This is a genomic window from Mycobacterium pinniadriaticum, from assembly GCF_026242045.1.
Classification (GTDB): domain Bacteria; phylum Actinomycetota; class Actinomycetes; order Mycobacteriales; family Mycobacteriaceae; genus Mycobacterium; species Mycobacterium pinniadriaticum.
On sequence record NZ_JAPJDO010000013.1, the window covers coordinates 122,088 to 147,621 of the forward strand.

The following is a 25,534-nucleotide window of genomic DNA, read 5'->3' on the forward strand; positions in this document are numbered from 1 at the left end:
GTGGCCCTGCGGGCCAGACGTCGGCCTCTGACCTCTGGTAAGGATGGTTGGGTGACGCTTGAAACACTGCGCTCCGGTATCGACCTGTCCCATGTCGAGGCCGAGGTCCGCCCGCAAGACGACCTGTTCGGCCATGTCAACGGACGCTGGCTGACCGAATACGCCATCCCCGGTGACCGGGCCACCGACGGGGCCTTTCGCACCTTGTACGACCGGGCCGAGGAGCAGGTGCGGGAGCTGATCATCGAAGCCTCGAGGTCGGGGAGCGAGCCGAATACCGATGAGCAGCGGATCGGCGACCTGTACGCCAGCTTCCTGGATGAGGCCGCTGTCGAGCGTCGCGGTGTTCAACCGCTGCTCGACGAGCTGGCCCGGATCGACGCCGCGGCCGACCCGGGCGCGCTGGCCACGGTCCTCGGCGCGCTGCAGCGCACCGGCATGGGCGGCGGCGTCGGGCTCTACATCGACACCGACTCCAAGAACTCGTCGCGCTATCTCGTCCACGTCACGCAGTCGGGTCTGGGCCTGCCCGACGAGTCGTACTATCGCGACGAGCAGCACGCCGCCATCCTGGCCGCTTACCCCGCACACATCGGCGCGATGTTCGCCCTCGTCCTGGGCGGCACCGCCGACGAATATGCCGAGCGGGCCGCCCGGATCGTGGCACTGGAGGCCAAGTTGGCCGCCGCGCACTGGGATGTCGTGAAACGCCGCGACGCCGACCTGACGTACAACCTGCGCACGTTCGCCGATCTTCCTGCCGAGGCGCCCGGCTTCGACTGGGCCGGCTGGGTCGGGGCCCTGGGTACCACGCCGGGCTCGGTGGCCGAACTGGTGGTGCGCCAGCCCGATTACCTCATAGCCTTCGCCGAGCTGTGGTCGAGCCACAACTTCGCCGACTGGAAGGACTGGGCACGCTGGCGGCTGATCAACGCCAGGGCCGCCTACCTGACCGACGCAGTGGTCGAAGCGAATTTCGACTTCTATGGCCGCACCCTGTCGGGCACCGAGCAGATCCGCGACCGCTGGAAGCGGGCGGTGTCGCTGGTGGAAAGCCTGATGGGTGACGCGGTCGGGCGGCTGTACGTCGAGCGGCACTTCCCACCGGACGCCAAGGCCCGCATGGACGTTCTCGTCGACAACCTGCGCGAGGCCTACCGGGTCAGCATCAACGACCTGGAGTGGATGACACCGGCCACCCGCGAGCGCGCCCTGGTCAAGCTGGACAAGTTCACCGCGAAGATCGGTTACCCGGCCAAGTGGCGAGACTACTCGACGCTGAATGTCGATCGTAACGATCTGTACGGCAACATTATTCGTGGCGCCGAGGTGTCTCACGACCGGGAGCTGGCCAAGCTCGGCGGGCCGGTCGACCGTGACGAGTGGTTCATGACACCGCAGACGGTGAACGCCTACTACAACCCGGGCATGAACGAGATCGTGTTCCCCGCCGCGATCCTGCAGCCGCCGTTCTTCGACGCCGAGGCCGACGATGCGGCGAACTATGGCGGTATCGGGGCGGTGATCGGCCATGAGATCGGCCACGGATTCGACGACCAGGGCGCCAAGTACGACGGCGACGGCAACCTCGTCGACTGGTGGACCGACGAGGACCGCACCGAATTCGGCGCGCGCACCAAGGCGCTCATCGAGCAGTACGACGCCTTTGTGCCGCGCGGACTCGAGCCGTCGCACCACGTCAACGGCGCGTTCACCGTCGGGGAGAACATCGGCGACCTGGGCGGGCTGTCCATCGCGCTGCTGGCCTACGAACTGTCCCTGGCCGGCAGGCCCGCTCCGGTGCTCGACGGCCTGACCGGCCCGCAGCGTGTCTTCTTCGGGTGGGCTCAGGTATGGCGCACCAAATCCCGCGAGGCCGAGGCCATTCGGCGGCTGGCGACCGACCCGCACTCGCCGCCGGAGTTCCGCTGCAACGGCGTGATCCGCAATATGGACGCCTTCTACGATGCGTTCGAGGTCAGCGTCGACGACGAGCTGTACCTGGAACCCGATCGGCGCGTGCGGATCTGGAACTGACTTCGCCGAGACTGTAGCCATCGAGCAAAAGTTTCGAGTGGCGGTGCCGTTGCTGTGCCTGACCTTTGAAGATTCGCGCCTGGTCAGGCGAGCTGCCACTGCCAGTCGTCAGCACCGTCGGGGTTGTTGTACGTCCCCACCGAGTTCTTCACCACGATCGGGTCACCACTGCCGAAGTTGTCGTAGAACCACTTGGCGTTGGCCGGGCTGAGGTTGATGCACCCGTGACTGACGTTGCGCTTGCCCTGATCGGCCACCGACCACGGCGCGCTGTGCACGAAGGCTCCGCTGTTGTCGATGCGCACCGCCCACTGCACCTTCAACTTGTAACCCTCGGCGGAATTCACCGGCACCCCGTAGGTCGATGAATCCATGATGATGTCCGGGAACTTCTCGAGCACGTAGTAGGTACCGTTCTTGGTTTCGTGCTTGCCGTCGGGCTTGCCCATCGAGACCGGGAAGGTCTTCTCCACCTTGCCGTTTCGGGTGATCGTCATCTGATGGGTCTTGTCGTCCACGGTGGCCACCAGAGAGTCACCGACGCGGAAGTTGGACTTGACGCCGCTGGCGTCGATGTTCACCACGGTCCCCGAGGGCCAGAAGCTGTAAGGCCGCCAGCGCACCTGGGTATCGGTCGTCCAGTAGAACGCGCCGGGAACCGGCGGGACGGAGGAGATGTGAATCGCCGATTCGGCCAGCGGCCGGTTGGCGATCGGGCGGGCGAAGTTGATGATGATCGGCTTGGCCACACCGACCAGCGCACCGTTGACCGGGTTGAACGACGGCGGAGCGAATACCGGATCACCGGTGTAGGGCAGCGGGTTCTGTCCCTTGACCGTGCCGGCCGCGGCGGTGGTCGCCGGCGCAGCGGCCAGCGGATCCGCCGACGGCGGGGCAAACGGATCAGGTGGCGGCGGAAGCGGGGCGATCGCCGGATCGCCCGGCGGAGGGGCGGCCGGGTCGGCAGGCGCAAGGAACGGGTCGGGCGGAGGTGGCGGCACCTCCACCGGTGGCACGTCGACGATCGCGGGATCCACCGGCGATTGCTCCGGATCGGCCAGCGCAGAACCGCTGCCGAGACTGATTCCGGCGGCCACCCCGACAAGGCACAACGTGGCGGCGATCGCCCCCTTCACCCGCAGCGCCATAACCAAAACTCCCTCGATACCGACTCGAACCCAGTGTAGGCACACCCACCCTGGGTACCCTTCCGAAATTGATTCGCCAGCGAATCCGACCGGGGCCGGTGTCACCGCCCTGACCTGTGCAGATAGTCGGGCGGGCGGTGACAGACGTTACTTTTCGCTGGTAGCCGGGTGCATCGCGAACAGGCCCCGGCTGAACACGACGCACACGAGCGCGCCCAGCATCAACACCGCCGAGGCGGTGATCATCGCCGCCACCCCGGCATGCTGATACAACAAACCGCCGCCCAGCGATCCCGCCATGATGCCGACCTGGAAGGTGGCCACATACAGACCAGAGGCCCCGTCAGGATCCTCCGGCGAGTGCCGCATGGCTGCGGCCTGCAACATCGGCGGCATCGCATTGGCCGTCGCTCCCCACAGCACGATCGCCGCCGTGCCGCACAACGCCGCGGCGAACACGTGCCAGTCGGCGAAACCGAGCGTTGCCAACACCGCGAAGGCCAGCGACGAGCCCGCCAGACAACCCACCACGGCGGCCTTCGGGTAACGGTCCCCCGGCCGGGCCAACAAGGCCATCCCGGTCAGGCCGGCAACGCCATACGCGGCAAGCAGCCAGGCCTGATTGGCGCCACGCACACCGACCACATCGCGGATGATCACCACGATGAACGTGTAGGAGATGAAGTGCGCGGTGACTCCGACCAGCGTCAACACGCACATCACCACCAACGGCCGGTTGCGGTGGTGGCCACCCCGGCGCGGCCGCACGCCGGCGACCGCGCCGGTCACCGCCATCACGGGCAGCGCGATCCGCGCGGCCACCAGCACCACCAGCGAGGCGACGGTGATGGCCCCGACCGCCAACCGCCAGCCCCACAATTGGCTCAACGCCGCCGTCAGCGGACTGCCCACCACCAGGGCCAGCCCGGTGCCGACATAGACGGCCATGGTGGCTCGGCCGGCGTGACTGGGTGGCACCAGGCGCGCCCCGATCGGGGCGATCACCGACCACATCAGCCCATGGGTCAGCGCACACAGGATCCGGCCGACCGCCAGCACCTCGAACGTCGGGGCCAGCGCCGAGATCAGCTGCGACACCGACAGGCAGGCCAGCGTCCACAGCAGGGTACGGCGCCGCGGCCAGGTCGCCGTCCAGCGCACCAGCGGCATCGTGGCCACCGCCGCCACCAACGCGTAGCTGGCCAGCAGAGTGCCGACCACAGCCTCGCTGACATGCAGGTCGCGGGAGATGGCCGGCAGCGCCCCGACCGGCATGATCTCCGCGGTGACATAGACGAACGCCGCGGCCGCCAGGACGGCCAGCGCCGTCGCTACCCTCGGTGTCCATGGGCCGGTGCGATTCGGCACTGAGGGCACGCCATCACGGTATCGGCTGCCGCGCACAATCGGCTTGACGTTGCCCGGTGTTGCACGGGCCGACCTTCAGACGGTCAGCGTCAGGAGCGAACCAACCGGGCGATCGCCGCCGACGCCTCGGCCAGCTTCTTGTCGGCCTCCTCGCCGCCCTCGGCGACCGCGTGCGTGACGCAGTGGTTGAGATGCTCTTCGAGCAGACCCAGCGCCACCGACTGCAGCGCGCTGTTGACCGCACTGATCTGGGTGAGGATGTCGATGCAGTACTTGTCCTCGTCGATCATCTTGGCGATACCGCGGACCTGACCCTCGATCCGGCGTAGGCGCTTGGCATAGTTCTCCTTGCGCGCCGAATACCCATGTGCGCCGGTCATTTACCCTCCAAGCATCTGCTTCATCTGATTGATCTCGGCCTCCTGCGCGGTCACCATGCTCTTGGCCATCGCGGTCATGTCGGCGCTCCGCCCGTTGGCGATCTCGGCCTTGGCCATCTCGACGGCCCCTTGGTGATGGCTGATCATCGCTTGAAGCCACAGTGTGTCGAACGCGGGACCCTCGAGCGACTCGAGTTTGGCCATCGTCGCGTCGTCGATCATTCCTTGCATCGCGCCGCCGTGTCCGCCGTGTCCGCCGTGGTCGGGCATGGCGTTGGGGTCGACGTCCCATTGCAGCAGCAGCGCCTTCATCGCGTTGATCTCGGGCTGCTGTTGGGCCGAGATGTTGGACGCCAGGGTGAGCAGCTCCCGATTGGTGGTGCGCGCAGGTGCCAGTGCCGACAACTCCACCGCCTGCTGGTGATGCGGGATCATCATCTGCGCGAACATGATGTCGTCCGCGTTGTGCGCGGCCACCGTCTCGCTGGCGGTGGTCGAAGTGGCGGGCGGAGAGTGGTCCTCGGGCGTGCTGCAGGCGGACCCGGCGGCGATAGCGGCCAGGGCGGTGGCGGCCGCGACGATGCGGCGGCTGGTGGACATCATCAGCACACCGTACCGTAATACCCCTTGGGGGTATTAAAAGTAATTTGGTGACCACCCGCGACGACGGCATACTTGACCGGTGAGCCAAACGCCCGATCTCAAGCCCCGCAGTCGTGACGTCACCGACGGTCTGGAGAAGGCCGCCGCCCGCGGGATGCTCCGCGCGGTAGGCATGGGTGACGAGGACTTCGCCAAACCGCAGATCGGGGTGGCGTCGTCGTGGAACGAGATCACCCCGTGCAACCTCTCGCTGGACCGGCTGGCGAAGGCCGCCAAGGACGGCGTGTACGCCGCCGGCGGTTATCCGATGGAATTCGGCACGATCTCGGTCTCCGACGGCATCTCGATGGGTCACGAGGGCATGCACTTCTCGCTGGTGTCGCGTGAGGTCATCGCCGACAGCGTGGAGACCGTCATGATGGCCGAGCGCCTCGACGGTTCGGTGCTGCTGGCCGGCTGCGACAAATCGCTACCGGGCATGCTGATGGCGGCCGCGCGACTCGATCTCGCCGCGGTCTTCCTCTACGCAGGCTCGATCCTGCCGGGCCGGGCGAAGTTGTCCGACGGCACCGAGATGGACGTCACGATCATCGACGCCTTCGAGGCGGTCGGCGCGTGCGCCCGCGGGCTGATGTCGCGCGATGATGTCGACACCATCGAGCGGGCGATCTGTCCGGGCGAGGGCGCCTGCGGCGGCATGTTCACCGCCAACACCATGGCCAGCGCCGCCGAAGCGCTGGGCATGTCGCTGCCGGGCAGTGCCGCTCCGCCGGCCACCGACCGCCGCCGGGACGGCTACGCCCGGCGTAGTGGCGAAGCCGTCGTGGAGTTGCTGCGCCGGGGCATCACCGCTCGCGACATCCTGACCAAGGAAGCGTTCGAGAACGCGATCGCGGTGGTGATGGCGTTCGGCGGATCCACCAACGCGGTGCTGCACCTGATGGCGATCGCACACGAGGCGGGCGTCACGTTGGACCTGGCGGACTTCACCCGGATCGGCGCCAAGGTGCCGCACCTGGCCGACGTCAAGCCGTTCGGCAAGCACGTCATGTTCGACGTCGACCGCATCGGTGGCGTGCCGGTGATCATGAAGGCGCTCCTGGATGCCGGGCTGTTGCACGGTGACGTCATGACGGTCACCGGACAGACCATGGCGGCCAACCTCGCCCACATCGCGCCCCCGGACCCGGACGGCAAGGTGCTGCGCGCGCTCAGCAATCCGATCCACCCGACCGGCGGCATCACGATCCTGCACGGCTCGTTGGCTCCCGAAGGCGCGGTGGTCAAGTCGGCGGGCTTCGACTCTGACGTGTTCGAAGGCACCGCACGAGTTTTCGACGGTGAGCGCGCCGCGATGGACGCACTCGAGGACGGCACCATCGTGGCCGGCGACGTCGTCGTCATCCGCTACGAGGGTCCCAAGGGGGGTCCCGGTATGCGCGAGATGCTGGCGATCACCGGCGCGATCAAGGGCGCCGGGCTGGGTAAGGATGTCCTGCTGATGACTGACGGCCGATTCTCCGGCGGCACCACCGGCCTGTGCGTGGGTCACATCGCGCCGGAAGCCGTCGACGCCGGGCCCATCGCCTTCCTGCGCGACGGTGACCGGATCCGCCTCGACGTCGGCCAAGGCACCCTCGACGTACTGGTCGACGCCGACGAATTCGAGGCCCGCAGGAAGGGCTTCGCCCCGCCGGCACCCAAGTACACCACCGGCGTGCTGGCCAAGTACCGCAAGCTGGTCGGCTCGGCCGCCAACGGGGCGGTCTGCGGTTAGGTCTTGCACGTTCGTGCGATGACGGTTGCCCAGGCCGGGCTGATAGCAACCTGGCATTACGACGGTGCGTGGGCGGTATACGACCTCGACTCTGCGCAGCCGCTCCTCGATCGCTTGGCGTCTTACCACTCGGTGACCTCTGATCAGACGCTAATCGGATTCTGCTGCACCGGGATCGCAGCGCGTGTCCCAGGAATGACCGAGGAGCCGGGAATTCTCGATGTCGGCATGGGCATGGATCCCGCACTCGTCGGGCAGGGTCACGGCGCTGCATTCGGAGCGACGGTGCTGAGTTACCTGACTCTCCGGCACCCCGGCCAGGCACTGCGCGCCGCCGTCCAGGATTGGAACACTCGAAGTCTTCGATTGACCCGCCGACTTGGGTCCAAAGATGCCGGTGAGATCGTTGTGCACCAGGGCGGCCGGCCCGTCACATATCGAGTGGTGGTCACATGCTCGGCGGCTCCGTCCGGATGATGTGGTGTGCCGGAAACGTGATATCACCACTGATATCGCGTTTCCGACAGACATCGTGGTCGCCGGAGAGCCGTCCGCTCGAACTCGCGGACATTCAGCGGCCAGCGCGGGCTCAGCTGGCGGCCCGCTTCGATCCGCCCACGCCCTTGTGCGCCGAGGCCTTGTGACCCGACTTGTGGCTGCTCGCAGCCGAGCGGGACTTCTTGGCAGGCTTGGCCGAATTGGCGCTGGCGGCCGTCTTCGTTGTCCTGGGGGTGGCGGCGACCGATACCGTCTGTGCGGCAGGCGATTCCTCCGAGTCGGACGCTGTGGTGGGCTGCCCGGTCAGCACGTCTTTGACGCCGGTGAACAGCGCCTTGACCACGTCACCGGGAACCGCAGCCCACTCCTGCGGGGTGAGCGTCGCCTGCGACAGGTACGGAACGTACTGCCCCGATTGGTCATACGTCCGGTTGTAGGTACCGCCCTCGCTCGGTGTCTGGACGTCGGTGTACCCGGTGTTGACCAGGATCTCCAACGCCGGCTGCAGGGCGTCGGCCAGCGGGGTGCCGAGCTTGATCGGAACCCCTAGAGCACCGAAGGCGGCGTTGAGGATTCGCGACGGCAGGCGCAGCGGCTCCAGCAGAGGCAGGTCGTTGGGGACCAGCGTGCTGTAGGTGGTACTGACCGTCCCCAGGGTCGCCAGCGCGATCAGGTTGTTTTCGATCGTGTTGAGGTCGGTGCCCTGCATCTGGACGCCGCCGGCCAGATACGTCGGCAGCACCGTCGCCAGCACCGAGTTGGCCAGTGAGAACGGATTCAACGTTTCCGGAAAATCCGACAGCATGTCGTATCCGAGCGCGGCATTGACGAACGCCGCGCTGAATCTGATACCGGTGCTCGACGCGGAACCGGCGTCCGGGCTGACCGGGTCGATGCCGAACAGATTCAGGATCGGCGCGAAGCGCGCGTAGAGACCCCCGTTGGGCGTTTCCGGGTTGCGCAGCAGCCCGATCGCCAGGTTGGTGGCATTGGTGCCCTGCACACAGGTGATGCCCGATGAGCAGGGCTGGCCGGTGATCGAGCTGACCTTGCCCGCCGCGACCAGCGGGCTGAATCCGGGCAGGGTGTCACCGCCGGCGCTCGACAACAGCGCCTGGTAGGTGGCGATCGCGTTCGGGACGGCCGTTCCCGAGGCGAACAGCAGCGGCCCGGTGGCGTTGCTGGCCAGGACGTTGGGCCGGCTCGCGGTCCCCAGGACGAACGGGCCGAAGGTGGCTGCATTGATCACGTCGTTGAGGTTGGCCGGCTCGGAATTGGTCCAGCCCAGGTTGAGCGTGATCGATCCCACCACCGGCACGTTGGGGATGGTGATGCTGTCGACCCCGAGCGCGGAGACAGCCCACAGCAACGGTCCGGTGGTCGTCGTGTCCAGGGTCAACGCGTTTGCCGCGGGCGCCACCGGTGTCGCCGCGGTACCCATCGCCATGGCCACCGCCGTCGCCGCGGCCGCGCCGACGAGCGCGGCCTTCCTGGTCCCGACCTTCGATCCGCGCCGGATCCTGCTCAACAGTGCCACAGCTACCATTTCCCCGCCCCTTCGGCCGAATTCTCAGGCTGCTCTCAGGAACATAACCCCTCTGTTGCGCGGCGGCGGGGAATTGGCAATGTCCGTGCGCGGCACCCTGGTCGATCAGGAGGCAGCGAACTCGCCATGGATTGCCGGCAGGATCGCGGCCAGGTGGTTCATCTCCTGCGCGCAATGCACCAGCAGGTCCCGCGGCTCCGGGAGCTGATGCGCGGCGATCGGACGGATCACCGAATCCGCGAGCCGGTTGCCGCGGCGCACTCCGATGTACGGCCCGCCCATCCAGAACCGAGACCGCATCTCGGCGCCGCCGGGGGTGGCCCGGACGTGGTGGATGAACCAGCCGATGTCCACCGGCACCTCGCTGGATCCCAGCCGGGCGCAGACCGCGACGTCGGCGCCGAGCGCGGCCACGTCGATGCCCAGGGCGGACGGTTCGAGGAATTGGATGGCCGCCTTGGCGTATGCCGAGCCCAGGTACTCCTCGATGATCGAGGTCCGCCCCACGTAACCGGAGCCCACCTCGCCGTCGCCCCAGTGCGCCGAGGCATGCGCACGCGGATGCCATAGCTTGTACCGCGTCGAGTCGCTGCCGTGCCAGCCGAACCACCAGTCCCACATCGCCGGTGTGACATCGGGCATGTCGGTGCGGATCGCGACGTGGAACCCGCCGCCGCGAAGGGTGCCGTAGCCGTTCTCGGTCTGCTGGTACCCGTCGTCGACAAGGGTTGCCGCAGCATCGAATCCGAGCATGGTCTGATCGGCTTGGGGCCCGTGCTCGAGCGCCACGACGGCATGCCGGGGTAACTCGGCCATCTGCGGGTTGAAGTACTTGCCCCACGCGGTATCGCCGTCGCCGGGGCGGTAGCCCAGATAGGTGTCGGCCATCAGAGTCGGCCCATCCAGCTGTGGAACCGCCCGTCGGGGTCGTAGGCGGCTCGCACCCGGTCGAGTTTGGCCATGGCGTCATCGGTGGCGAACTTCGCCGGCCGGGCGCCCAGATTCTCATCCGCCAGTTGAATTCCGGTGGCCAGCGGCGCCATCGCGGCCATGTTGGAGCGCGGCCAGTCGCCGTACTTGTCGTCGTCGGCGGGATCCATCCAGCCGGCATACAGCGCGAGGTAGATCTCGCTTTCCAGGCTGTAGGCCATGTCCTGGCGCTGCGGCGATGGACCCCAGTTCAGCCACAGGAAGTGCGACGGATGCGGCGGCAAGGTATTCAGGATGCGGTGGATGCCCGGCATCAGTTCGGCGGCCGAGGCGTTGGTCCACATGTTGTCCGCGGAGTATCGGTGGTCGGCGAGGTAGTTGCTCATCACCGCGGTGTACCAATCGGGCAGGCCCATCGGTGCATACGGAAACGCGGCCAGCGCCTTGTCGACGACCGGGCATCGGTCGAGGATGCCGAACGCCTCCTTCGCCTCGGCCTCGGTGTCGGCGAACACCGGTGAGGCCATCACGATGGCGGGCCGGTCGATGCCCGCGTTCGGCACGCTGCTGGTGGCAACGATCTGCAACTCGACCCGGCGGTCGACCTCCGCGGAAATTCCACGCGCCCAGGTGAAGACCTCGTCGGCGAGCTCGATCGGATATGCGTAGAAGCTGCTGCCCAGCACGGCCGGCTTCTTGTAGAGCTTGAGGTGGAACCCGGTGACCACCGCGAAGAAGCCCGGTCCGGCGCCGCGGGCGGCCCAGTACAGGTCGGGGTGGTTGTCGGCGTCGATGTAGATCTTTTCGCCGTCGGCGGTCACCACGTCCAGCCCGATCACGCTCTCGCAGGCCGGACCGACGACCCGGCTGTTCCAGCCGTAGCCGCCCTGCAGCAGATAGCCGCCGATGCACACCCCCTTGCAGTGTCCGGCGGGGAAGAACAATCCCGCCGCGTCGAGCTCGGCGGCCAACACACTGCCGCCCTTGCCGGGCCCGGCCACCGCCGTCATCGCCTCGGCGTCGATGCTGGTCTGATCGACCCGGCTCATGTCGAGCAGCACTGCGCCGTCGCGCAGGTGGCTCGCGGCCCAGCTGTGCCCGCCGGATTTGATGCTGACCTGCTTGTTGTTGGTCTTGGCGTAGCGCACGGCGGCGACGACGTCGTCGCTGTCGACCGCCTGGACGATGACATCCGGATAGCGGTCGGGCACACGCTGGTTCCACACCGTCGCGCGGCGCGCATCCCCATATCCGTCGTCGCCGCGGAAGAAATGCCGGCCCTCAGGAAGTGACCCCACAAAAGCCTCCTCTAATTCGTATTGCGGATCTCAATGGTCCGTAATGCGGCACACTACGCTGGGTGGGTACGCGGAGGGAAGGGACGACGAGATGGCAGATCCGAAAATTTCCGTTGTCGGCGAGGGTCGCGCACCGAGCGCTCGTGACGACGGCATTCAGGTCCTGCGCCGCGCGGCGGCCGCGCTCGACGAAATCGCTACCGCTCCCGGCCGACTACGGCTGGTCGACCTGCACGGCCGGCTGGGTTTGGCCAAGTCGACGACGCGGCGGCTGCTGGTCGGTCTAGTCGAGGTGGGATTCGCCACGGTGGACGACGACGGTCGAATCGTCTTGGGCGAGCGGCTGCTCGGCTTGGCCAACGCCAACGCCGCCCAGATCACCTCGGCGTTCCGGCCGACCCTGGAACGGGTGGCCGAGGCCACCGGCGAGACCGCGGACCTCTCGGTGTACCGCGGCGGTCAGATGTTGTTCATCGATCAGATCGAATCACCGCATCGGCTGCGCGCGGTCTCAGCCATCGGGGGACGCTTCACCCTGTACGACACCGCCAACGGAAAGGCCGCGCTGGCGTTGTTCGACGATGCGGGCGTCGATTCGGCGCTGGCCTGCCTCGACCCGGCCGCGGCCGACCGGGTGCGTGCCGAGATCAGCCAGGTCCGGACCGATCGGGTCGCGTTCGACCGGGATGAACACACCGATGGCATCTCGGCAGCCGGGATCGCGGGGCGGGCCGCCGGCGGCAACATCGTCGCCATCTCGGTGCCCGCACCGACCGACCGTTTCCGTGAACACGCCGACCGCATCGTCACCGCGCTGCGGTCGGCGTTGGACTCGCCGGTCTGGTCAGGCTGACCTTGCCAGCGGGTCGGCCCGCGGAGCACAGTGGCAGACATGAGCCGCACCGCTTTGCGTATCTGTCCGCTGTGCGAGGCCACCTGCGGGCTGGTCCTCACCATCGATGACGACGACCGGGTGGTGTCGGCCCGCGGCGATCGTGACGACGTCTTCAGTCACGGCTTCATCTGTCCCAAGGGCGCCAGCTTCGCCGAACTGGACAACGATCCCGACCGGCTGCAACACCCCCTGGTACGCCGCGACGGCGAACTGGTCGAAGCCACCTGGCCGGAGGCCTTCGCCGCGGCCGCCGAGGGTCTGCAGCGCGTCATCGCCGACACCGGTAGCCCGTCGGTGGCGGTATACCTCGGTAACCCCAACGCGCACACCATCGCCGGAGCGCTCTACGGGCCGGTGGTCATCAAGTCGCTGGGCACCCGCCAGGTGTATTCCGCGAGCACCCTGGATCAGATGCCCAAACACGTGTCCTGCGGCTACCTGTACGGCAATCCGCTGGCCTTCACCATCCCCGACCTCGACCGCACCGACTACCTCGTCGTGATCGGTGGAAATCCGTTGGTGTCCAACGGCTCTCTGGCGACCGCCGCCGATTTCCCGGGCAAACTCAAAGCGCTGCGCCGCCGTGGCGGCAAGCTGGTGGTGATCGACCCCAGCCGCACCCGGACCGCCGAACGGGCCGACCGCCATCTGGCCGTCCGCCCGGGTTCGGATGCCGCGCTGTTGTTCGCCATCGTGCATGTCCTTTTCGACGAGGATCTGGTCGACCTGGGCCGGTTGTCCGACCACGTGTCGGGGCTGGATCGGGTGCGGGCGGCGGCGCTGGACTTCCCGCCGGACGCGGTCGCCCGGTACTGCGGGGTGGACGCCGAGGAAATCCGCACCCTGGCACGCGAAATCGCCGCCGCACCGAGCGCGGCGGTCTACGGCCGCATCGGCACGTCGACCGTCGAGTTCGGCACCATCACCAGCTGGCTGGTGGATGTGGTGAACATCCTGACCGGCAATCTGGACCGAGCCGGCGGGGCCATGTTCGCCAGTTCACCGATCGCCGCGGCCCCCCGCCCGGCCCGACCCGGCCGGGGTTTCGCGACGGGCCGCTGGCGCAGCCGGGTCTCCGGTCACCGCGAGGTGTTGTCCGAGCTGCCCGCGGTCGCGTTGGCCGAGGAGATCGAAACCCCCGGCGAGGGTCAGATCCGCGCCATGATCACCATCGCCGGTAATCCGGTGTTGTCGGCGCCGGACGGCGCCCGCCTGGCCGATGCCCTCGCCAGTGTCGCGTTCATGGTCTCGGTGGACCCCTACCTCAACGAGACCACCCGCCATGCCGATGTGATCCTGCCCCCGCCCCCACCCTCTCGCGCAGCACATTTCGACATCGCCCTCAGCGGCGCGGTAGTGCGCAACAACGCCAGGTTCTCCCCGCCGGTGCTGCCGCTGCCGGACGGGCGGCCAGACGAGTGCGAGATCCTGTCCCGACTGGCTCTGATCGTGCTCGGGATGGGCCCCGACGCCGACCCGAAACTGGTGGACGACCAGGTGATCGGGTCCACACTGGGCAAGGAGGTCGCCGACGAGCACTCGCCAGTCGCCGGCCGCGCGGTCGAAGAGCTGACCGCCATGCTGCCCGACGGCCGGGGCTACGAACGTCGGCTGGACATGATGCTGCGGCTCGGGCCGTTCGGTGACGGCTTCGGCACCAACCCGGACGGCCTGACCCTGCAGCGGGTCAAGGACGCCCCCCATGGGGTGGACCTCGGAGCACTCGTCCCCCGTATTCCCGAGGTTCTCCGAACACCCTCGGGGACTGTCGAATTGGACCCCGACCCGATCCTCGCCGACATCCCGAGACTGCTGGCGTCACTGACCCCGGAACCGGGATTCCTGCTGATCGGCCGCCGCCACCTGCGCTCGAACAACAGCTGGATGCACAACCTGCCGGCGCTGTCCGGCGGAACCAACCGCTGCACGCTGCAGATCCACCCCGACGACGCCGCACGTCTGGGACTCGGCGACGTCGCGGTGGTCACCGGACCCGGAGGCAAACTCGAAGTGCCCGTGGAGATCACCGACGCGATCCGCCCGGGCGTGGTGTCACTGCCACACGGGTGGGGTCACACCGAGCCGGGCACCCGGATGCGGGTCGCGGCGCGAGAGCCGGGGGTGAACGTCAACAACCTCAACGACGGCACCCTGCTGGATCCGTTGTCGGGCACCGCGGTGCTCAACGCGCTGCCGGTCGGGGTCGCGCCGGCCGGCTAGTAGAGCGAACCTCGCATGGTGTCTTCGTTGTAGCGCTCTTCGAGCTGGGCATCGGTCCAGTCCCACCGCAACGACTTGGCCAGCTGGGCCACGCTGGGTAACGCGGTCGGATCCCACGTCTCGGGCTTCCAGGCATCAGACCGCAGGAACGCCTTGGCGCAGTGGAAGAACACCTCCTCGATACCGATCTCCATCGCCAGCAGCGGCCGCTTACCCTGCACGGTCATCGCGTCGAAGTACTCGGCGTCGGCCAGGATGCGCGCTCGTCCGTTGATCCGAAGGGTGTCACCGCGCCCCGGGATCAGAAACAAGGTCCCGACCTGGGGGTTTTGCAGGACGTTGAGGTATCCGTCGACACGCTTGTTCCCGGTGCGATCCGGGATCGCGATGGTCCGGTCGTCGATGACGTGCACGAATCCGGGTGGGTCACCTTTCGGAGAAACGTCCACGCGACCGTGTCCGTCCGTCGTGGCGACGAACCCCAGCGGTGAATGGGCCAACCAATCGCATTGCACGGGCGAGAGCCGGTCCTTCACCTTGTTCGTGACGTAGGTGTCGGGTTCGCCGACGATCGTGCGGAGATCCGCAATGGTCGTCACTTCACGGCGCATCGCTTCATTATCCTCGACGATGGTGCGTTTTCCGAGGGGTTGGTCGGACTCGCCGCAGCCCTCTACGGCTGAGGCTATTCACTGCCGACCCCGTGGTGGACCCGGAACAGGTTGTCGGGATCGATCTTTCGCTTGATGGCCCGGCAACGGCCGGCAATGGCAGCTACCGCACACCCTGCTTGGTGTACACGACGCGAAGCACATAGCCGGCCTCGGGCCCCATCGCCATTGCCGTCAAGTCGCAGAAGGTCGCAACGAAATCGGGTCCGTGGGCCGGGCCGGTGGGAGTCAGATGATGAGCGATCTCGTGAAGCACAACGAGCTCCCGCATGGCCCAGTCGGCTGAATCCCGGTCAGGAACGGCGATGATGCCTGTGCCGTCGCAGTTTTCGTAATGAGCGGCGCCGGCGGCTCTGCGGGGCCGCACCGTCAGCGGACCAGGCGCCGGCCAGCGCGCGGCCACCGCGGGTAGCGCCAGGACTTCATCGACATAACGTTGTACCGACTCCGTCGACCCGAAGCGGCCCTCCGGGGGCAGCGTCAACTGAGCACCGAAGAACTCGATGGCGCGTGAACTGTGTTGGGCAGCACGGTCGAACAGCGTCCGAACGAACTCCTCGGCAGCGTAGACGCGGGAGCGTTGGCTATCGCGCTGCGTCACCTCGGCAGCCGGGTCCGCGACCCCGGCAGCTCGGGGCTGGAACCCAGCCGCGCCTGCCGACCGGCCCGGTCCCCCGCACGCCGGGCGGCCGAAGAATACCCCGCCGAGGCCCGGCTGGCCTGCCAGGTACCGCGTGCCTTGGAATTCTGGCGATAGTGGTCGCGCAGTTCAAGTTCCTTGTTGCGCAGGGCAACCGCGGTCCCGGGGGCCTTCTTGCGATCCCGGGTGGCTTCCTGCCGGGCCTCGTCGCGCGCCCGGGCGAGGCGCTGGGCGACACGAGCGCCGAAAGCCAGCTGGAAGTTGAGCCGCGCTGTGATCGTCGGCGTGGGCCGGTGCGCTCCGGTGGCCAGATACGCGTCGCAGGCCCGCACCATTTGAACGACAAGGCTGGCGTACAGGGCATGACTGGCGTCGATGTCCTCGGTGAACCCGTAGGCGTAGACGAAGGTCGAGTTCGACGCGACATCACACTGCACGTCGTTGGCCGCGGCGATGCCCGCGAACAGCTGCACGTAGGTGCGCAGCCCGCGGGCGCCGGGCTCCCCGATGGTGATGGTCCGCTGGGTCGGCACCTGCGCGGCGGTCCTTGTCGCCGAGTGAGCACGCGCGACGGCCAGATCGATCGAGGTCGTGGTGGCCAGCCGCTGGGCGGCGGCCATGAATGCTTCCGCCTCGTGGACGTTGTCGGTGCCTTCGGCCTGGCGCAGCAGCGCCGCGATCCGCGCCAGCATCTTGTCGTCGGTCACGATTGGCAACCTAGCTCAGGCCGGTGACATCGGTGCACCGGCACGACCGCGACCGCTATTGGCCGACGAACGTATCGAGCGCGGCGGTCAGCTGCGGCGACAACGGGCCGGGCTTGGCGTAATTGCCGACGTTATCCGTCGGGTCGTCGCGCAACACATGGTTGACCCCCTTGAGCGTGACCAATGTCAACGAGGTGTGGGCCAGCGCGTCGGTGAATGGCTTCATATTCGCGCAGTTGGCTTGCCCGTCGGAATCCGAGCACGTCACCAACACCGGTGTGCCGGCGGGGATACGGGCGGCCAGCTCGAGCGGGTCGATGGCGTCGGCTTCGACGACGGCCTTGACGTTGCCGGGGTTGAGGATTGCGCTCAGGCTCTCGGGCAGCTTGGCCGGCACCGTTCCCTTGGTACGAGCCTGCTCGACGGCGGCGTTCCACTCGCCGATCACCTGGTCGGCCTGCTGCTGGGTCTTCTGCCCGCCCTTCACCGCGGCGGCCATGTCGGTTCGGACCCGATCGGTGATGAGGTCGAGGTAGCGGCCCGCCAGCGGCTGCAACAGACCCAGCGAATGAATCCTGGGGGCGTCGGTAGACGTGTCGTCGGCCAGCGCCATCGCGTGGATCGTGCCCTCACCGAGGGCGTAGACCGAAATATGGTCGGAGTCCGTCCGGGGCTGCTCCGCCAGGAACCGCACCGCGGACTTCGCCCCGGCGGTGTAGACCGCGCTCCCCACATCCGCCGGGTGGTCGGCGTACGGGCCGAGACCGGTCTGGCCGGTCCCGACCTTGTCGTAGCGCAGTGAGGCCACCCCGTGATCGGACAGGTACTCGGCGAGCTGACGCATATTGCCGATCGGCCCGGCGACGTTGTTGTCGCCGTTGCGGTCGGTGCGCCCGCTCTCCGAGATCAACAGCGCCGCCGGCTCTCGCTGATCGCCGTGCTGGTGACGGTAGGTGCCGTGCACGGTCAGCCCGTCGGCGACGAACGTCACCTCGTCCTCGACCCAGGCGTTGGACGATTCGCCGTGCGACGAGCAGCCGGCCACGAGCAGCAACGCCATCGCGACCAGGGCGACGCGACGGCGCAACCTCACAGCCGGGCCTCGATCCAGGCGGTGACGTCATCGAGCACGCGGTCGCGCTCGGGCTCGTTGAACACCTCGTGGTAGAGCTCCGGATAGACCTTGAGGTGCACGTCGGCCGAGCCGACACAATCGACGAGCAGTTCACTGCCGCCGGCCGGGACCAACGCGTCCTCGGCGCCGTGCACCACCAGCAGCGGCGCGCTGAGCCGGCGCGCCTTTTGCGGCATGGTCTCGCCGACCGTCACCAGGGCCTTGGCGATACCCGCGGGGATCTTGCCGTGATGCACCAGCGGATCGGCGTGGTAGGCGGCCACCACCTCGGGGTCGCGGGAGATGGCGTTGGCGTCGAGTTCCTCGACCGGCAGGTCCGGCAGCAGCGAGCCGACCGCCTTGCCGAGCAGCAGCTTGCCGCGGGACACCCCGTCCTGGGCGGCGACGGCCGGACCGGAGAGCACCATCAGGTCGAAGTCGCCGGGCTGGTCGACTCCGTAAGCGAAGACGATCCCGCCGCCCATGCTGTGCCCGAGCACGATTCGAGGCAGGCCCGGGTGGTCGGCGGCGGCGATCTTGACGAGGGTGTCGAAATCCCCGGTGTACTCGTCCATGGACTTGACGCGGACTCGCTTACCGCCGGAGCGGCCGTGCCCACGATGGTCGAGGGCGTAGGTGATGAGCCCGGCCTTGCCGAAGCGCTCCGCCACGTGGTCGTAGCGGCGGGCGTGTTCACCGAGGCCGTGGGCGAGCACGACGACGCCACGCGGATCCGTGTCCGGTGTCCACACGTCGTAGACAATGCGGACACCGCCGACCCCGTCGAACGTGTGCTCGGTGCGCGTCGTGACCATCAGGGCAGCGTAGCGGGGCGACGATGCGCGGAACGCGAGGAGGAGCCCCGCAACGGGGCACAGCGAGAGCATGACCCTCGCCGAGACCGGCACCAGGGTCGTGGTCCGGCCCCGATCGACAGCCATGGTGTCGATCTCGACGATCAGGAAAGGCTGTCGGTGCCCGTGCGTAAGCTCGGTCGGTGTGAGCGTGCTCGCACATAGTCTCGATAGCGGACCCGACCCGGATCGGGGCGACTTCCTGGCGCAAGCCGAGCCGTACCGGCGCGAACTGCTCGCGCACTGCTATCGGATGACCGGGTCGTTGCACGACGCCGAGGACCTGGTGCAGGAGACCTTCTTGAGGGCGTGGAAATCCTACGACCGCTTCGAGGGCAAGTCATCGGTGCGCACCTGGTTGCATCGCATCGCCACCAACACCTGCCTGACCGCGCTGGAGGGCAGGCAACGTCGCCCCTTGCCGACGGGGCTGGGCGCACCGAGTTCTCAACCCACCGACGAGCTCATCGAACGCGCGGAGGTGCCGTGGCTGGAGCCATTGCCCGAGACGCTGCACGACGATCCGGCTGATCCCTCGGTGATCGTCGGCTCCCGGGAGTCGGTCCGGTTGGCTTTCGTCGCGGCACTGCAGCATCTTTCGCCGCGGCAGCGAGCGGTTCTGGTGCTGCGCGACGTGCTGCAGTGGCGGGCCGCCGAGGTGGCCGGGGCCATCGGCACCTCGGTCGCCGCGGTCAACAGCCTGCTGCAACGGGCCCGCGCGCAGCTCGATGCCGTCGGGCCGAGCCAGGATGATCAGCTCTCCGCGCCGGAGTCAGCCGAAGCCCGCGAACAACTGGCCCGCTACATCTCGGCGTTCGAGGACTACGACATCGAGCGGCTGGTGGACATGTTCACCGCCGAAGCCGTGTGGGAGATGCCACCGTTCGACGGGTGGTATCGGGGCGGCCCGGCCATCGGGGCCCTCATTCACCACAATTGCCCGGCCGAAGCCGCCGGCGACATGCGGCTGCTGCCGCTGATCGCCAACGGGCAGCCGGCCGCGGCGATGTACATGCGCCTGCCCGACGCCGGTGGCCGGCATGTGCCCTTCCAGCTGCACGTGCTCGACCTCGGCCCGGACGGCATCTCGCACGTGGTGGCCTTCCTCGACACCAGCCTGTTCGCAAAATTCGGCCTGCCCGAGGTGCTTTAGCGCGCACGGATCAGTCGAGCCGGTCGAGCGCCGTGCTGATGACCTCATCGAAGCCGCGGATCTGCGCCGGCGTCATCCCGTCGAACAACACCGCCCTGACCAGCGCGGCATGGTCGGGCGCGGCGGCACTCAGCGCGTCGCTGCCGGCGGCGGTGAGCTCGACGGTCGCGCCCCGCCGGTCGAGCGCGCTGTCGCGCCGTTCGATCAGGTCGCGGGCCCGCATCCGACTGAGCTGGTGGGACAGCCGGCTTTGCTCCCAACCCAGCATCGTGGCCAGTTCGAGCACCCGCGTCGGCCCGTGCTCCGAGAGCGCGACCAACACCTCGTAGTCGGCCAGTGACAACCCACACCGCGCTTGAAGCTGGCGATTCATCGCGGTCTGCAGGTGGCTGACCAGCGCCAGATAGGTGCGCCAGATCCGCTGTTGGTCATCGGTCAGCCAGCGCCCCGCCATGGGGTCAGCATACCGGAATACATGACACGTCATCTATGTTGTCGCTAGGCAGCCCGCCACCTAGGCTGGCAGGGACCCAAAGGGGTGATGACATGGCCGCAACCGTCGACGTCAGACGTGCTGCCGACCGCGCCGCGACGAGGATCGATTGGCTGGACTCCAAGCACTCGTTCTCGTTCGGGCACCACTACGATCCGCTGAACACACACCACGGTCTGCTGTTGGTGAACAACGACGATACCGTCAAGCCCGGCAAGGGTTTTGACACCCATCCACACCGCGACATGGAGATCGTCACCTGGGTACTGCAGGGATCCCTGGTGCACCAGGACTCCACCGGACACTCGGGTGTGATCTATCCCGGCCTGGCCCAACGGATGTCAGCGGGCCGGGGCATCCTCCATTCGGAGAAGAACGACTCCTGGACGCTCACCGGAGACGAAACACACAGCGAAACAGTGCATTTCGTTCAGATGTGGGTAGTGCCGGACGAGTCGGGGATCGATCCGGGCTACCAACAATTGGAGATCGACGACGAGTTGCTGCGCGGCGGCCTGGTGACGATCGCCTCGGGCATGCCCGAACACAGGGACCAGACGGCGATCGCGATCCGCAACCGCTACGCGGCCCTGCACGGTGCGCGGTTGCAGCCCGGTGACACCGTCGAATTGCCGGACGCCCCCTACCTGCACCTGTTCGTCCCACGTGGGCAGGTGCGGCTGGAGGGCGCCGGAGAACTGATCGAGGGCGATGCGGTGCGCTTCACCGCCGCGGGCGGCCAGCGGGTGACCGCCACCAGCCCCGCGGAGATCCTCGTCTGGGAGATGCATGCCGGGCTGGCGGGCTAGCGTCGCCGCGGCGCTGCTGACCGCGGCCTGCGGACACCCCACTCCGCCGGCCCCGCCGGCCAGTGCTCCGACGGGGCTGGCGCCCGTCGTGGTGACCGTCCCCACCGGGCTGGACGCCGCTCCATTCGACACACCTCGCCGAGTTCTGGTGCCACCGGGCTGGACCGCGTCGGTCTGGGCCCGAGTGCCCAAGGCCAGGCTGGCGACCTGGACACCCGATGGCGCGCTGCTGGTCTCGGTACCCGCGACCGGCCAGATCCTCCGGCTGACCTCCGCGCAACCGCATGCGCAGAGCTCGGTGCTGCTCGACGGGCTGGATCAACCCCACGGCCTGGCCTTCGACGACGGAACGCTGTTCGTGGCCGAAAGCGACGAGGTGGCCGCGTTCGACTACGGCGGCGGCCGGGTCGGCGCCCGGCGCGTGGTCGCAGGCGGCCTGCCCGATGCCCGCAGCCCGGAACTCGGCGGGGCGTACGCCCACGCCCTCAAGAGTGTGGCCATCGGCCGGGACGGCGCGGTGTACTTCTCGATCGGCTCCACCGGGAACATCACCGCCGATGACCGCACGGCCGATCCCCCGCGCGCGACGATCATGCGAATACCTCCCAGCGGTGGTCCACCTGCCGTCTTCGCCACCGGTGTACGCAACGGCACCGGCCTGGCGATCGCCCCCGACGGATCGGTGTGGACCGCGGTGAACAACCGCGATCAGATCGCCGATCCGCGACCCGGTCCCTCCTACGGGAAGGTGACCGGCTATGTCAATGACCATCCGCCGGAGTCGGTCGCCCGGCTGACGCAGGGACGCGAATTGGGCTGGCCTTATTGCAATCCCGACATCGATGGTCCACCGGCATTCGTACGTGATGTGCAGACCAATGCTGACGGCAGCCATCTGGACTGTGCCCGCCTGCCGCCGGTGGAGCAGACACTCGGCGCGCATTCGGCGCCACTGGGCTTGAGTTTCATCGACGGTCAGTTGCCCGAACCATTCGTGTCGGGTGCGCTGGTGGGAGTGCACGGATCATGGAACCGTACCCCGCCACGGGCGCCCGAGGTTTCGTTCTTCGGTTGGCACGACGGCACTTTGGGTCCGCAACAGACTCTGGTCGGAGGCTTCCAGGAGGTCGACGGCACGCGCTGGGGACGTCCGGTGGCAGCTGTGGTCGGCCCGGACGGCGCGGTCTACGTCACCGACGATTACGCCGGCGCGGTGTACCGGGTCGCGCCGCCGGGCCGCTGACCCCTAGTGGTGTACTCGGTTGCTCCGTCCGGTGATTCCCAGATAGATCGCGATCAGCACCACCGCGATGACGATGCCGACCAAGAACGGGATGATCGCAAATCCGCCGTTGGAGTTGGAATATCCGACCTGGTAGGTGATCCACGCCCCCAGGAACGAACCCACCGCGCCGAGCAGGACCGTCATGATGACGCCGATGTTCTGCTTGCCGGGCATCACCAGCCGCGCCAGCGCGCCGACGATCAGTCCGACGACTATGGCTCCGATAATCGTTCCGATCATTGCTGCTCCTCGTGTTCCGCCGGGCCCTGGCGGGCACCGTGCCAAGAAGTGATTCCCCGCCCGCAGCGCGGACAACCGTCCTGGAGCCGACAAATTGTCGCCTCGGCCCATCATCGGGGCAGGTCGTGACGCGGCCGGTGCCGAACTGCGGCCCGATTGTGACCAAAGTTGACTGTGTGGTTGCTGAGAATATTGTGGTACGTGCCGTAGTGCACCCGCCGTCACGAAAGGGCAACTGTGCCAACCGTCGCCGCAACGTTGCGCAGCCTCGCTGCGGCCGCCATGGCCGCGGTGAGTTGCCTGACGCTCGCGGCCACCATCGGCATACCGCCTGCCTCGGCTGACGGCCGCGAGCAACTGGCACAGGCCATCGCGACCACGCGAGGCAGCTACCTCGTCTACAACTTCGGCGGAGGCTACCCCGCGCCGATGCGGGGCGCCGACGGCAACTGGTACGAGCGGACCAACGGCGGCCACCTGATGATCATCAAAGCCGCCTCTCAACGGCTCACACCCCGCCTGCTGGTCGACAGCCACACCGGCTACCAGGCCCGCTGTGAACGGACGCCGGGCACCCGTACCCGCGAAGGGCTGGTGCAGGCGTCGGAAACCTACACCCCGTTGCAGGCCTGGCAGGCGCTCGGACAGCCGACCATCGCCATCAACGCCAACTTCTTCGATGTCCGTGGGCAGCAGGCGGGCTCGTGGAAGTCGACCGGGTGCAGCTCGCCACTGGGCGCGTACGTCGACAACACCAGAGGCCAGGGTCGGGCCAACGCCGCCGTGACCGGGACCATCGCCTATGCGGGCAAGCAGGCACTGTCCGGCGGCGACGAGGTATGGACCGCGCTGACGACGATGATTCTTCCCGTCGCGGGCGCACCGTTCCTGGTGACCCCCAAGGCTCCCGACGACTACGACGCGGCGACGCCGGTGATCCAGGGGTTGCTCGACAAGGGCACCCGGTTTGCCGCGGTCAGCGGTCTCAAGCTGCTGGCACCGGGGGACACCGGCCAGATGAACGATCCCGGCCCCAGCGCCGCCCGCACCGCGCTGGCCTACGCCAGGGACAAGGACGAGATGTACATCTTCCAGGGCGGCAGCTATACGCCGGACCAGATCCAGGATCTCTTCCGCGGATTGGGCAGCGACACCGCAATCCTGCTCGACGGCGGCGGCTCCTCGGCGATCGTGCTGCGCCGCGACACCGGCGGTATGTGGGCCGGCGCCGGTGTGCCGAGAGGCTCGTGCGACACGATGCAGGTGTTGTGCGACTCCCATGAGCGCGCCCTGCCCGCCTGGCTTGGATTCAGCTGAGCGCCAATGCCGCCCGCGCGGCGCGCACGGTCGCGGCGGTGTATCCCGACCCGAACAACGCCACATGGGCCAGCAACGGGTACACCTGATGCGGCGGGATGCGCTCGCGCCACCGGGGACGAAGCGGATGCAACACTCTGGTATCCGTCACAGACGACTTCGAGGTGCGGGCAGCCGAACAGCGCGAGCATGGCGGGGTCTGTCTCGCGGTGACCGCCGTGTGCGGCGGGATCGATCAGCACCGCACCGGCTTCGGTCCACATCACGTTCCCACTCCACAGGTCGCCCCCTCCAGCATGGGCGCCAGTCGCTCATCGGCGTAGGGGGTCCCCAGCTCCTCGGTACGCCGTCAACGCCATCGGTAGCGGATGGTGCAGGGGCCGAAGAACCCGGGCCCGAGCCAACCGTCCGGTGGCGCACCGAATCCCGGCGCACCAGCATCGTGGGTGCGTGCGAGCCGGCTCCCGAACGAACGGGCGACGCCGGCACTGGGCGCCGTCGGCTGCAGCCGCTGCAGGGTCAGGCTGCTGTCGTCGTAGTCCACCACCTGTGCACACGGAACACCGCCCGGCGCGCTTGACAACCACGCCAAACCGGCTGCCTCGCAGGCAAAGAAGCCGGCCGGCGCGGCGCTGTTTCGTTTGACGAATTGGGCCATGCCCAACCCTGTCAGGGCTGGCCGAGCACCCGGCGCAATACCACGTCGCGCACGCAAGTGGGCACCTTGGTCATCAAGGCCATCTGCACCGCGGTCGCCACCCCGACCGGATAACGAGCACGGGCGCGGCGCGCGGTGAGCGCCTCATGCACCACCCTGGCGACCTTCGCCGGATCCACGGCCAGGCGCTGCGACATCGGGATCGACTTCCGCAATCCCGCAACGTGTTTGCTGTAGAGAGCACGGTGTCGGGGCGCCATCGCGGCTTCCATGTCGGCGATACTTTGGTCGGCCTCACGCCACAGGTCGGTGTCGGTTTGGGCGGGCTCGACCACACTCACGCCGATGTGCCACGGCCGCAGCTCGACGCGCAGCGCGTCCGCAGCCGCCTCGAGTGCGAACTTCGACGCGCTGTATGCGCCCATCAGGGGGGCCGAGAGCTTCCCGTTGACACTCGAAATGAACACGATCCGCCCCCGGGATTCCCGCAGCAGCGGAAGTACCGCCTGCGTGACGGTGAGTGGGCCGATCACGTTGACGTCGAGTTGGTGTCGAATCTCGTTCGGGGTCAACGCTTCCAGCGGGCCGCTCACGGCGATTCCGGCGTTGTTCACCAACGCGTCGAGCCGAGCCGGCAACGCGTCGGCCAACGCGGCGACCTGGGCGTCGTCGGTGACGTCGAGCAGGACCGCACTGACCCTCGGCAGGGCCGACAACGCCTCGGCATCGGCCGCGCTGCGCACACCGCCGATGACATCCCAGCCCGCGGCGGCCAGATAACTGGCTCTTCATGATTGACGGTGTAGTTGGGGTTTGAATCCGCCGGTTTCCAGTAGTGATCGGGCGATGTAGTTGGTGAGGTTGCGAAAGCCAAGGGCCGACCCGCGGAGGTG

General features: G+C 67.8%; 25 protein-coding genes and 1 pseudogene. 9 read left to right on the plus strand and 17 right to left on the minus strand.

Translation table 11 applies throughout. The features are described 5' to 3' along the window. The first annotated feature begins 51 nt into the window (after nt 1-51). Nucleotides 52-2,037, plus strand: a complete 1,986-nt coding sequence (locus ORI27_RS16665) for a M13 family metallopeptidase (RefSeq protein WP_265997996.1) — start codon at nt 52-54, stop codon at nt 2,035-2,037. Between the two features lie 83 nt (nt 2,038-2,120). Here the strand turns inward: ORI27_RS16665 and ORI27_RS16670 are convergent, their stop codons facing one another. The 4 genes from ORI27_RS16670 to ORI27_RS16685 all read right to left on the minus strand — a co-directional run bounded on the left by ORI27_RS16670 (nt 2,121) and on the right by ORI27_RS16685 (nt 5,536). Beyond that, the gene (locus tag ORI27_RS16670; protein ID WP_265997995.1) at nt 2,121-3,185 is read right to left on the minus strand and encodes a L,D-transpeptidase; all 1,065 of its coding nucleotides are present in this window, start codon (nt 3,183-3,185) and stop codon (nt 2,121-2,123) included. A gap of 147 nt (nt 3,186-3,332) precedes the next feature. Beyond that, nucleotides 3,333-4,553 carry an MFS transporter gene (locus ORI27_RS16675; protein ID WP_323055617.1) on the minus strand — a complete coding sequence of 407 codons (1,221 nt, stop codon included), beginning with the start codon at nt 4,551-4,553 and terminating at the stop codon, nt 3,333-3,335. Nucleotides 4,554-4,642: 89 nt separating this feature from the next. Continuing rightward, a complete protein-coding gene (ricR, locus tag ORI27_RS16680; protein ID WP_265997993.1) occupies nt 4,643-4,933 on the minus strand; it encodes a copper-sensing transcriptional repressor RicR in 291 nt (96 codons plus the stop codon). After that, on the minus strand, nt 4,934-5,536 hold the full coding sequence (locus ORI27_RS16685) for a DUF305 domain-containing protein (protein WP_265997991.1): 603 nt from the start codon (nt 5,534-5,536) through the stop codon (nt 4,934-4,936). Between the two features lie 79 nt (nt 5,537-5,615). On the opposite strand from ORI27_RS16685, the gene ilvD reads away from it, so the two are divergent. Next, nucleotides 5,616-7,313 (plus strand): dihydroxy-acid dehydratase, encoded by a 1,698-nt coding sequence (gene ilvD / locus ORI27_RS16690; RefSeq protein WP_265997990.1) that lies wholly within the window; start codon nt 5,616-5,618, stop codon nt 7,311-7,313. A gap of 18 nt (nt 7,314-7,331) precedes the next feature. Beyond that, entirely contained in the window at nt 7,332-7,790 is a 459-nt protein-coding gene (locus tag ORI27_RS16695) for a GNAT family N-acetyltransferase (RefSeq protein ID WP_265997989.1), read from the plus strand. 112 nt (nt 7,791-7,902) lie between these two features. Here the strand turns inward: ORI27_RS16695 and ORI27_RS16700 are convergent, their stop codons facing one another. The 3 genes from ORI27_RS16700 to ORI27_RS16710 form a co-directional block, all read right to left on the minus strand. Next, nucleotides 7,903-9,357, minus strand: coding sequence for a PE-PPE domain-containing protein (locus ORI27_RS16700; RefSeq protein WP_265997988.1), 1,455 nt, complete (start codon nt 9,355-9,357; stop codon nt 7,903-7,905). A 105-nt stretch (nt 9,358-9,462) separates the two neighbouring features. Next, nucleotides 9,463-10,248, minus strand: a complete 786-nt coding sequence (locus ORI27_RS16705) for a DAPG hydrolase family protein (protein ID WP_265998097.1) — start codon at nt 10,246-10,248, stop codon at nt 9,463-9,465. Continuing rightward, nucleotides 10,245-11,585, minus strand: coding sequence for an FAD-binding oxidoreductase (locus ORI27_RS16710; protein WP_265997987.1), 1,341 nt, complete (start codon nt 11,583-11,585; stop codon nt 10,245-10,247). The genes ORI27_RS16705 and ORI27_RS16710 overlap by 4 nt, the downstream gene beginning before the upstream one ends. A gap of 91 nt (nt 11,586-11,676) precedes the next feature. Here ORI27_RS16710 and ORI27_RS16715 point away from each other — a divergent pair, with 91 nt between their 5' ends. Further along, nucleotides 11,677-12,438, plus strand: a complete 762-nt coding sequence (locus tag ORI27_RS16715; RefSeq protein ID WP_265997986.1) for an IclR family transcriptional regulator — start codon at nt 11,677-11,679, stop codon at nt 12,436-12,438. A gap of 39 nt (nt 12,439-12,477) precedes the next feature. After that, on the plus strand, nt 12,478-14,700 hold the full coding sequence (locus ORI27_RS16720) for a molybdopterin oxidoreductase family protein (protein WP_265997985.1): 2,223 nt from the start codon (nt 12,478-12,480) through the stop codon (nt 14,698-14,700). On the opposite strand, the gene ORI27_RS16725 is transcribed toward ORI27_RS16720, so the two are convergent. The 6 genes from ORI27_RS16725 to ORI27_RS16745 all read right to left on the minus strand — a co-directional run bounded on the left by ORI27_RS16725 (nt 14,697) and on the right by ORI27_RS16745 (nt 18,647). Then, nucleotides 14,697-15,311 (minus strand): pyridoxamine 5'-phosphate oxidase family protein, encoded by a 615-nt coding sequence (locus ORI27_RS16725; RefSeq protein ID WP_265997984.1) that lies wholly within the window; start codon nt 15,309-15,311, stop codon nt 14,697-14,699. The two genes, ORI27_RS16720 and ORI27_RS16725, sit on opposite strands and share 4 nt — an antisense overlap. Nucleotides 15,312-15,385: 74 nt before the next feature. Next, on the minus strand, nt 15,386-15,556 hold the full coding sequence (locus ORI27_RS33165) for a BBE domain-containing protein (protein ID WP_410174322.1): 171 nt from the start codon (nt 15,554-15,556) through the stop codon (nt 15,386-15,388). After that, nucleotides 15,475-15,972 carry a TIGR04338 family metallohydrolase gene (locus ORI27_RS16730; protein WP_265997983.1) on the minus strand — a complete coding sequence of 166 codons (498 nt, stop codon included), beginning with the start codon at nt 15,970-15,972 and terminating at the stop codon, nt 15,475-15,477. The genes ORI27_RS33165 and ORI27_RS16730 overlap by 82 nt, the downstream gene beginning before the upstream one ends. Beyond that, nucleotides 15,969-16,718, minus strand: a complete 750-nt coding sequence (locus ORI27_RS16735; protein ID WP_265997982.1) for a DUF2786 domain-containing protein — start codon at nt 16,716-16,718, stop codon at nt 15,969-15,971. Before ORI27_RS16735 ends, ORI27_RS16730 begins: the two co-directional genes overlap by 4 nt. Nucleotides 16,719-16,773: 55 nt before the next feature. After that, nucleotides 16,774-17,778 (minus strand): alpha/beta hydrolase family protein, encoded by a 1,005-nt coding sequence (locus ORI27_RS16740; protein WP_265998096.1) that lies wholly within the window; start codon nt 17,776-17,778, stop codon nt 16,774-16,776. A 29-nt stretch (nt 17,779-17,807) separates the two neighbouring features. Then, nucleotides 17,808-18,647 (minus strand): alpha/beta hydrolase, encoded by an 840-nt coding sequence (locus ORI27_RS16745; protein ID WP_265997981.1) that lies wholly within the window; start codon nt 18,645-18,647, stop codon nt 17,808-17,810. 124 nt (nt 18,648-18,771) lie between these two features. Between ORI27_RS16745 and ORI27_RS16750 the strand changes: the two genes are divergently transcribed. Further along, nucleotides 18,772-19,839: a sigma-70 family RNA polymerase sigma factor gene (locus ORI27_RS16750; RefSeq protein ID WP_265998094.1), complete on the plus strand. Its 1,068-nt coding sequence runs from the start codon at nt 18,772-18,774 to the stop codon at nt 19,837-19,839. A 10-nt stretch (nt 19,840-19,849) separates the two neighbouring features. Here ORI27_RS16750 and ORI27_RS16755 read toward each other — a convergent pair whose 3' ends face one another. Next, nucleotides 19,850-20,293, minus strand: coding sequence for a MarR family winged helix-turn-helix transcriptional regulator (locus tag ORI27_RS16755; RefSeq protein ID WP_265997980.1), 444 nt, complete (start codon nt 20,291-20,293; stop codon nt 19,850-19,852). Nucleotides 20,294-20,385: 92 nt separating this feature from the next. Between ORI27_RS16755 and ORI27_RS16760 the strand changes: the two genes are divergently transcribed. Together ORI27_RS16760 and ORI27_RS16765 are read left to right on the plus strand one after the other, a co-directional pair. Beyond that, nucleotides 20,386-21,141: a pirin family protein gene (locus ORI27_RS16760; protein WP_265997979.1), complete on the plus strand. Its 756-nt coding sequence runs from the start codon at nt 20,386-20,388 to the stop codon at nt 21,139-21,141. Then, on the plus strand, nt 21,122-22,384 hold the full coding sequence (locus tag ORI27_RS16765; protein ID WP_265997978.1) for a PQQ-dependent sugar dehydrogenase: 1,263 nt from the start codon (nt 21,122-21,124) through the stop codon (nt 22,382-22,384). The genes ORI27_RS16760 and ORI27_RS16765 overlap by 20 nt, the downstream gene beginning before the upstream one ends. Before the next feature lie 3 nt (nt 22,385-22,387). On the opposite strand, the gene ORI27_RS16770 is transcribed toward ORI27_RS16765, so the two are convergent. Further along, nucleotides 22,388-22,666 (minus strand): GlsB/YeaQ/YmgE family stress response membrane protein, encoded by a 279-nt coding sequence (locus tag ORI27_RS16770; RefSeq protein ID WP_265997977.1) that lies wholly within the window; start codon nt 22,664-22,666, stop codon nt 22,388-22,390. 237 nt (nt 22,667-22,903) lie between these two features. Between ORI27_RS16770 and ORI27_RS16775 the strand changes: the two genes are divergently transcribed. Then, nucleotides 22,904-23,983, plus strand: a complete 1,080-nt coding sequence (locus ORI27_RS16775) for a phosphodiester glycosidase family protein (protein ID WP_407666327.1) — start codon at nt 22,904-22,906, stop codon at nt 23,981-23,983. Here ORI27_RS16775 and ORI27_RS16780 read toward each other — a convergent pair. Further along, nucleotides 23,976-24,641, minus strand: a pseudogene (locus ORI27_RS16780) (fructosamine kinase family protein). The gene ORI27_RS16775 and the pseudogene ORI27_RS16780 overlap by 8 nt on opposite strands. Nucleotides 24,642-24,652: 11 nt before the next feature. Next, the gene (locus tag ORI27_RS16785; protein ID WP_265998092.1) at nt 24,653-25,417 is read right to left on the minus strand and encodes an SDR family NAD(P)-dependent oxidoreductase; all 765 of its coding nucleotides are present in this window, start codon (nt 25,415-25,417) and stop codon (nt 24,653-24,655) included. Nucleotides 25,418-25,534 lie beyond the last annotated feature (117 nt).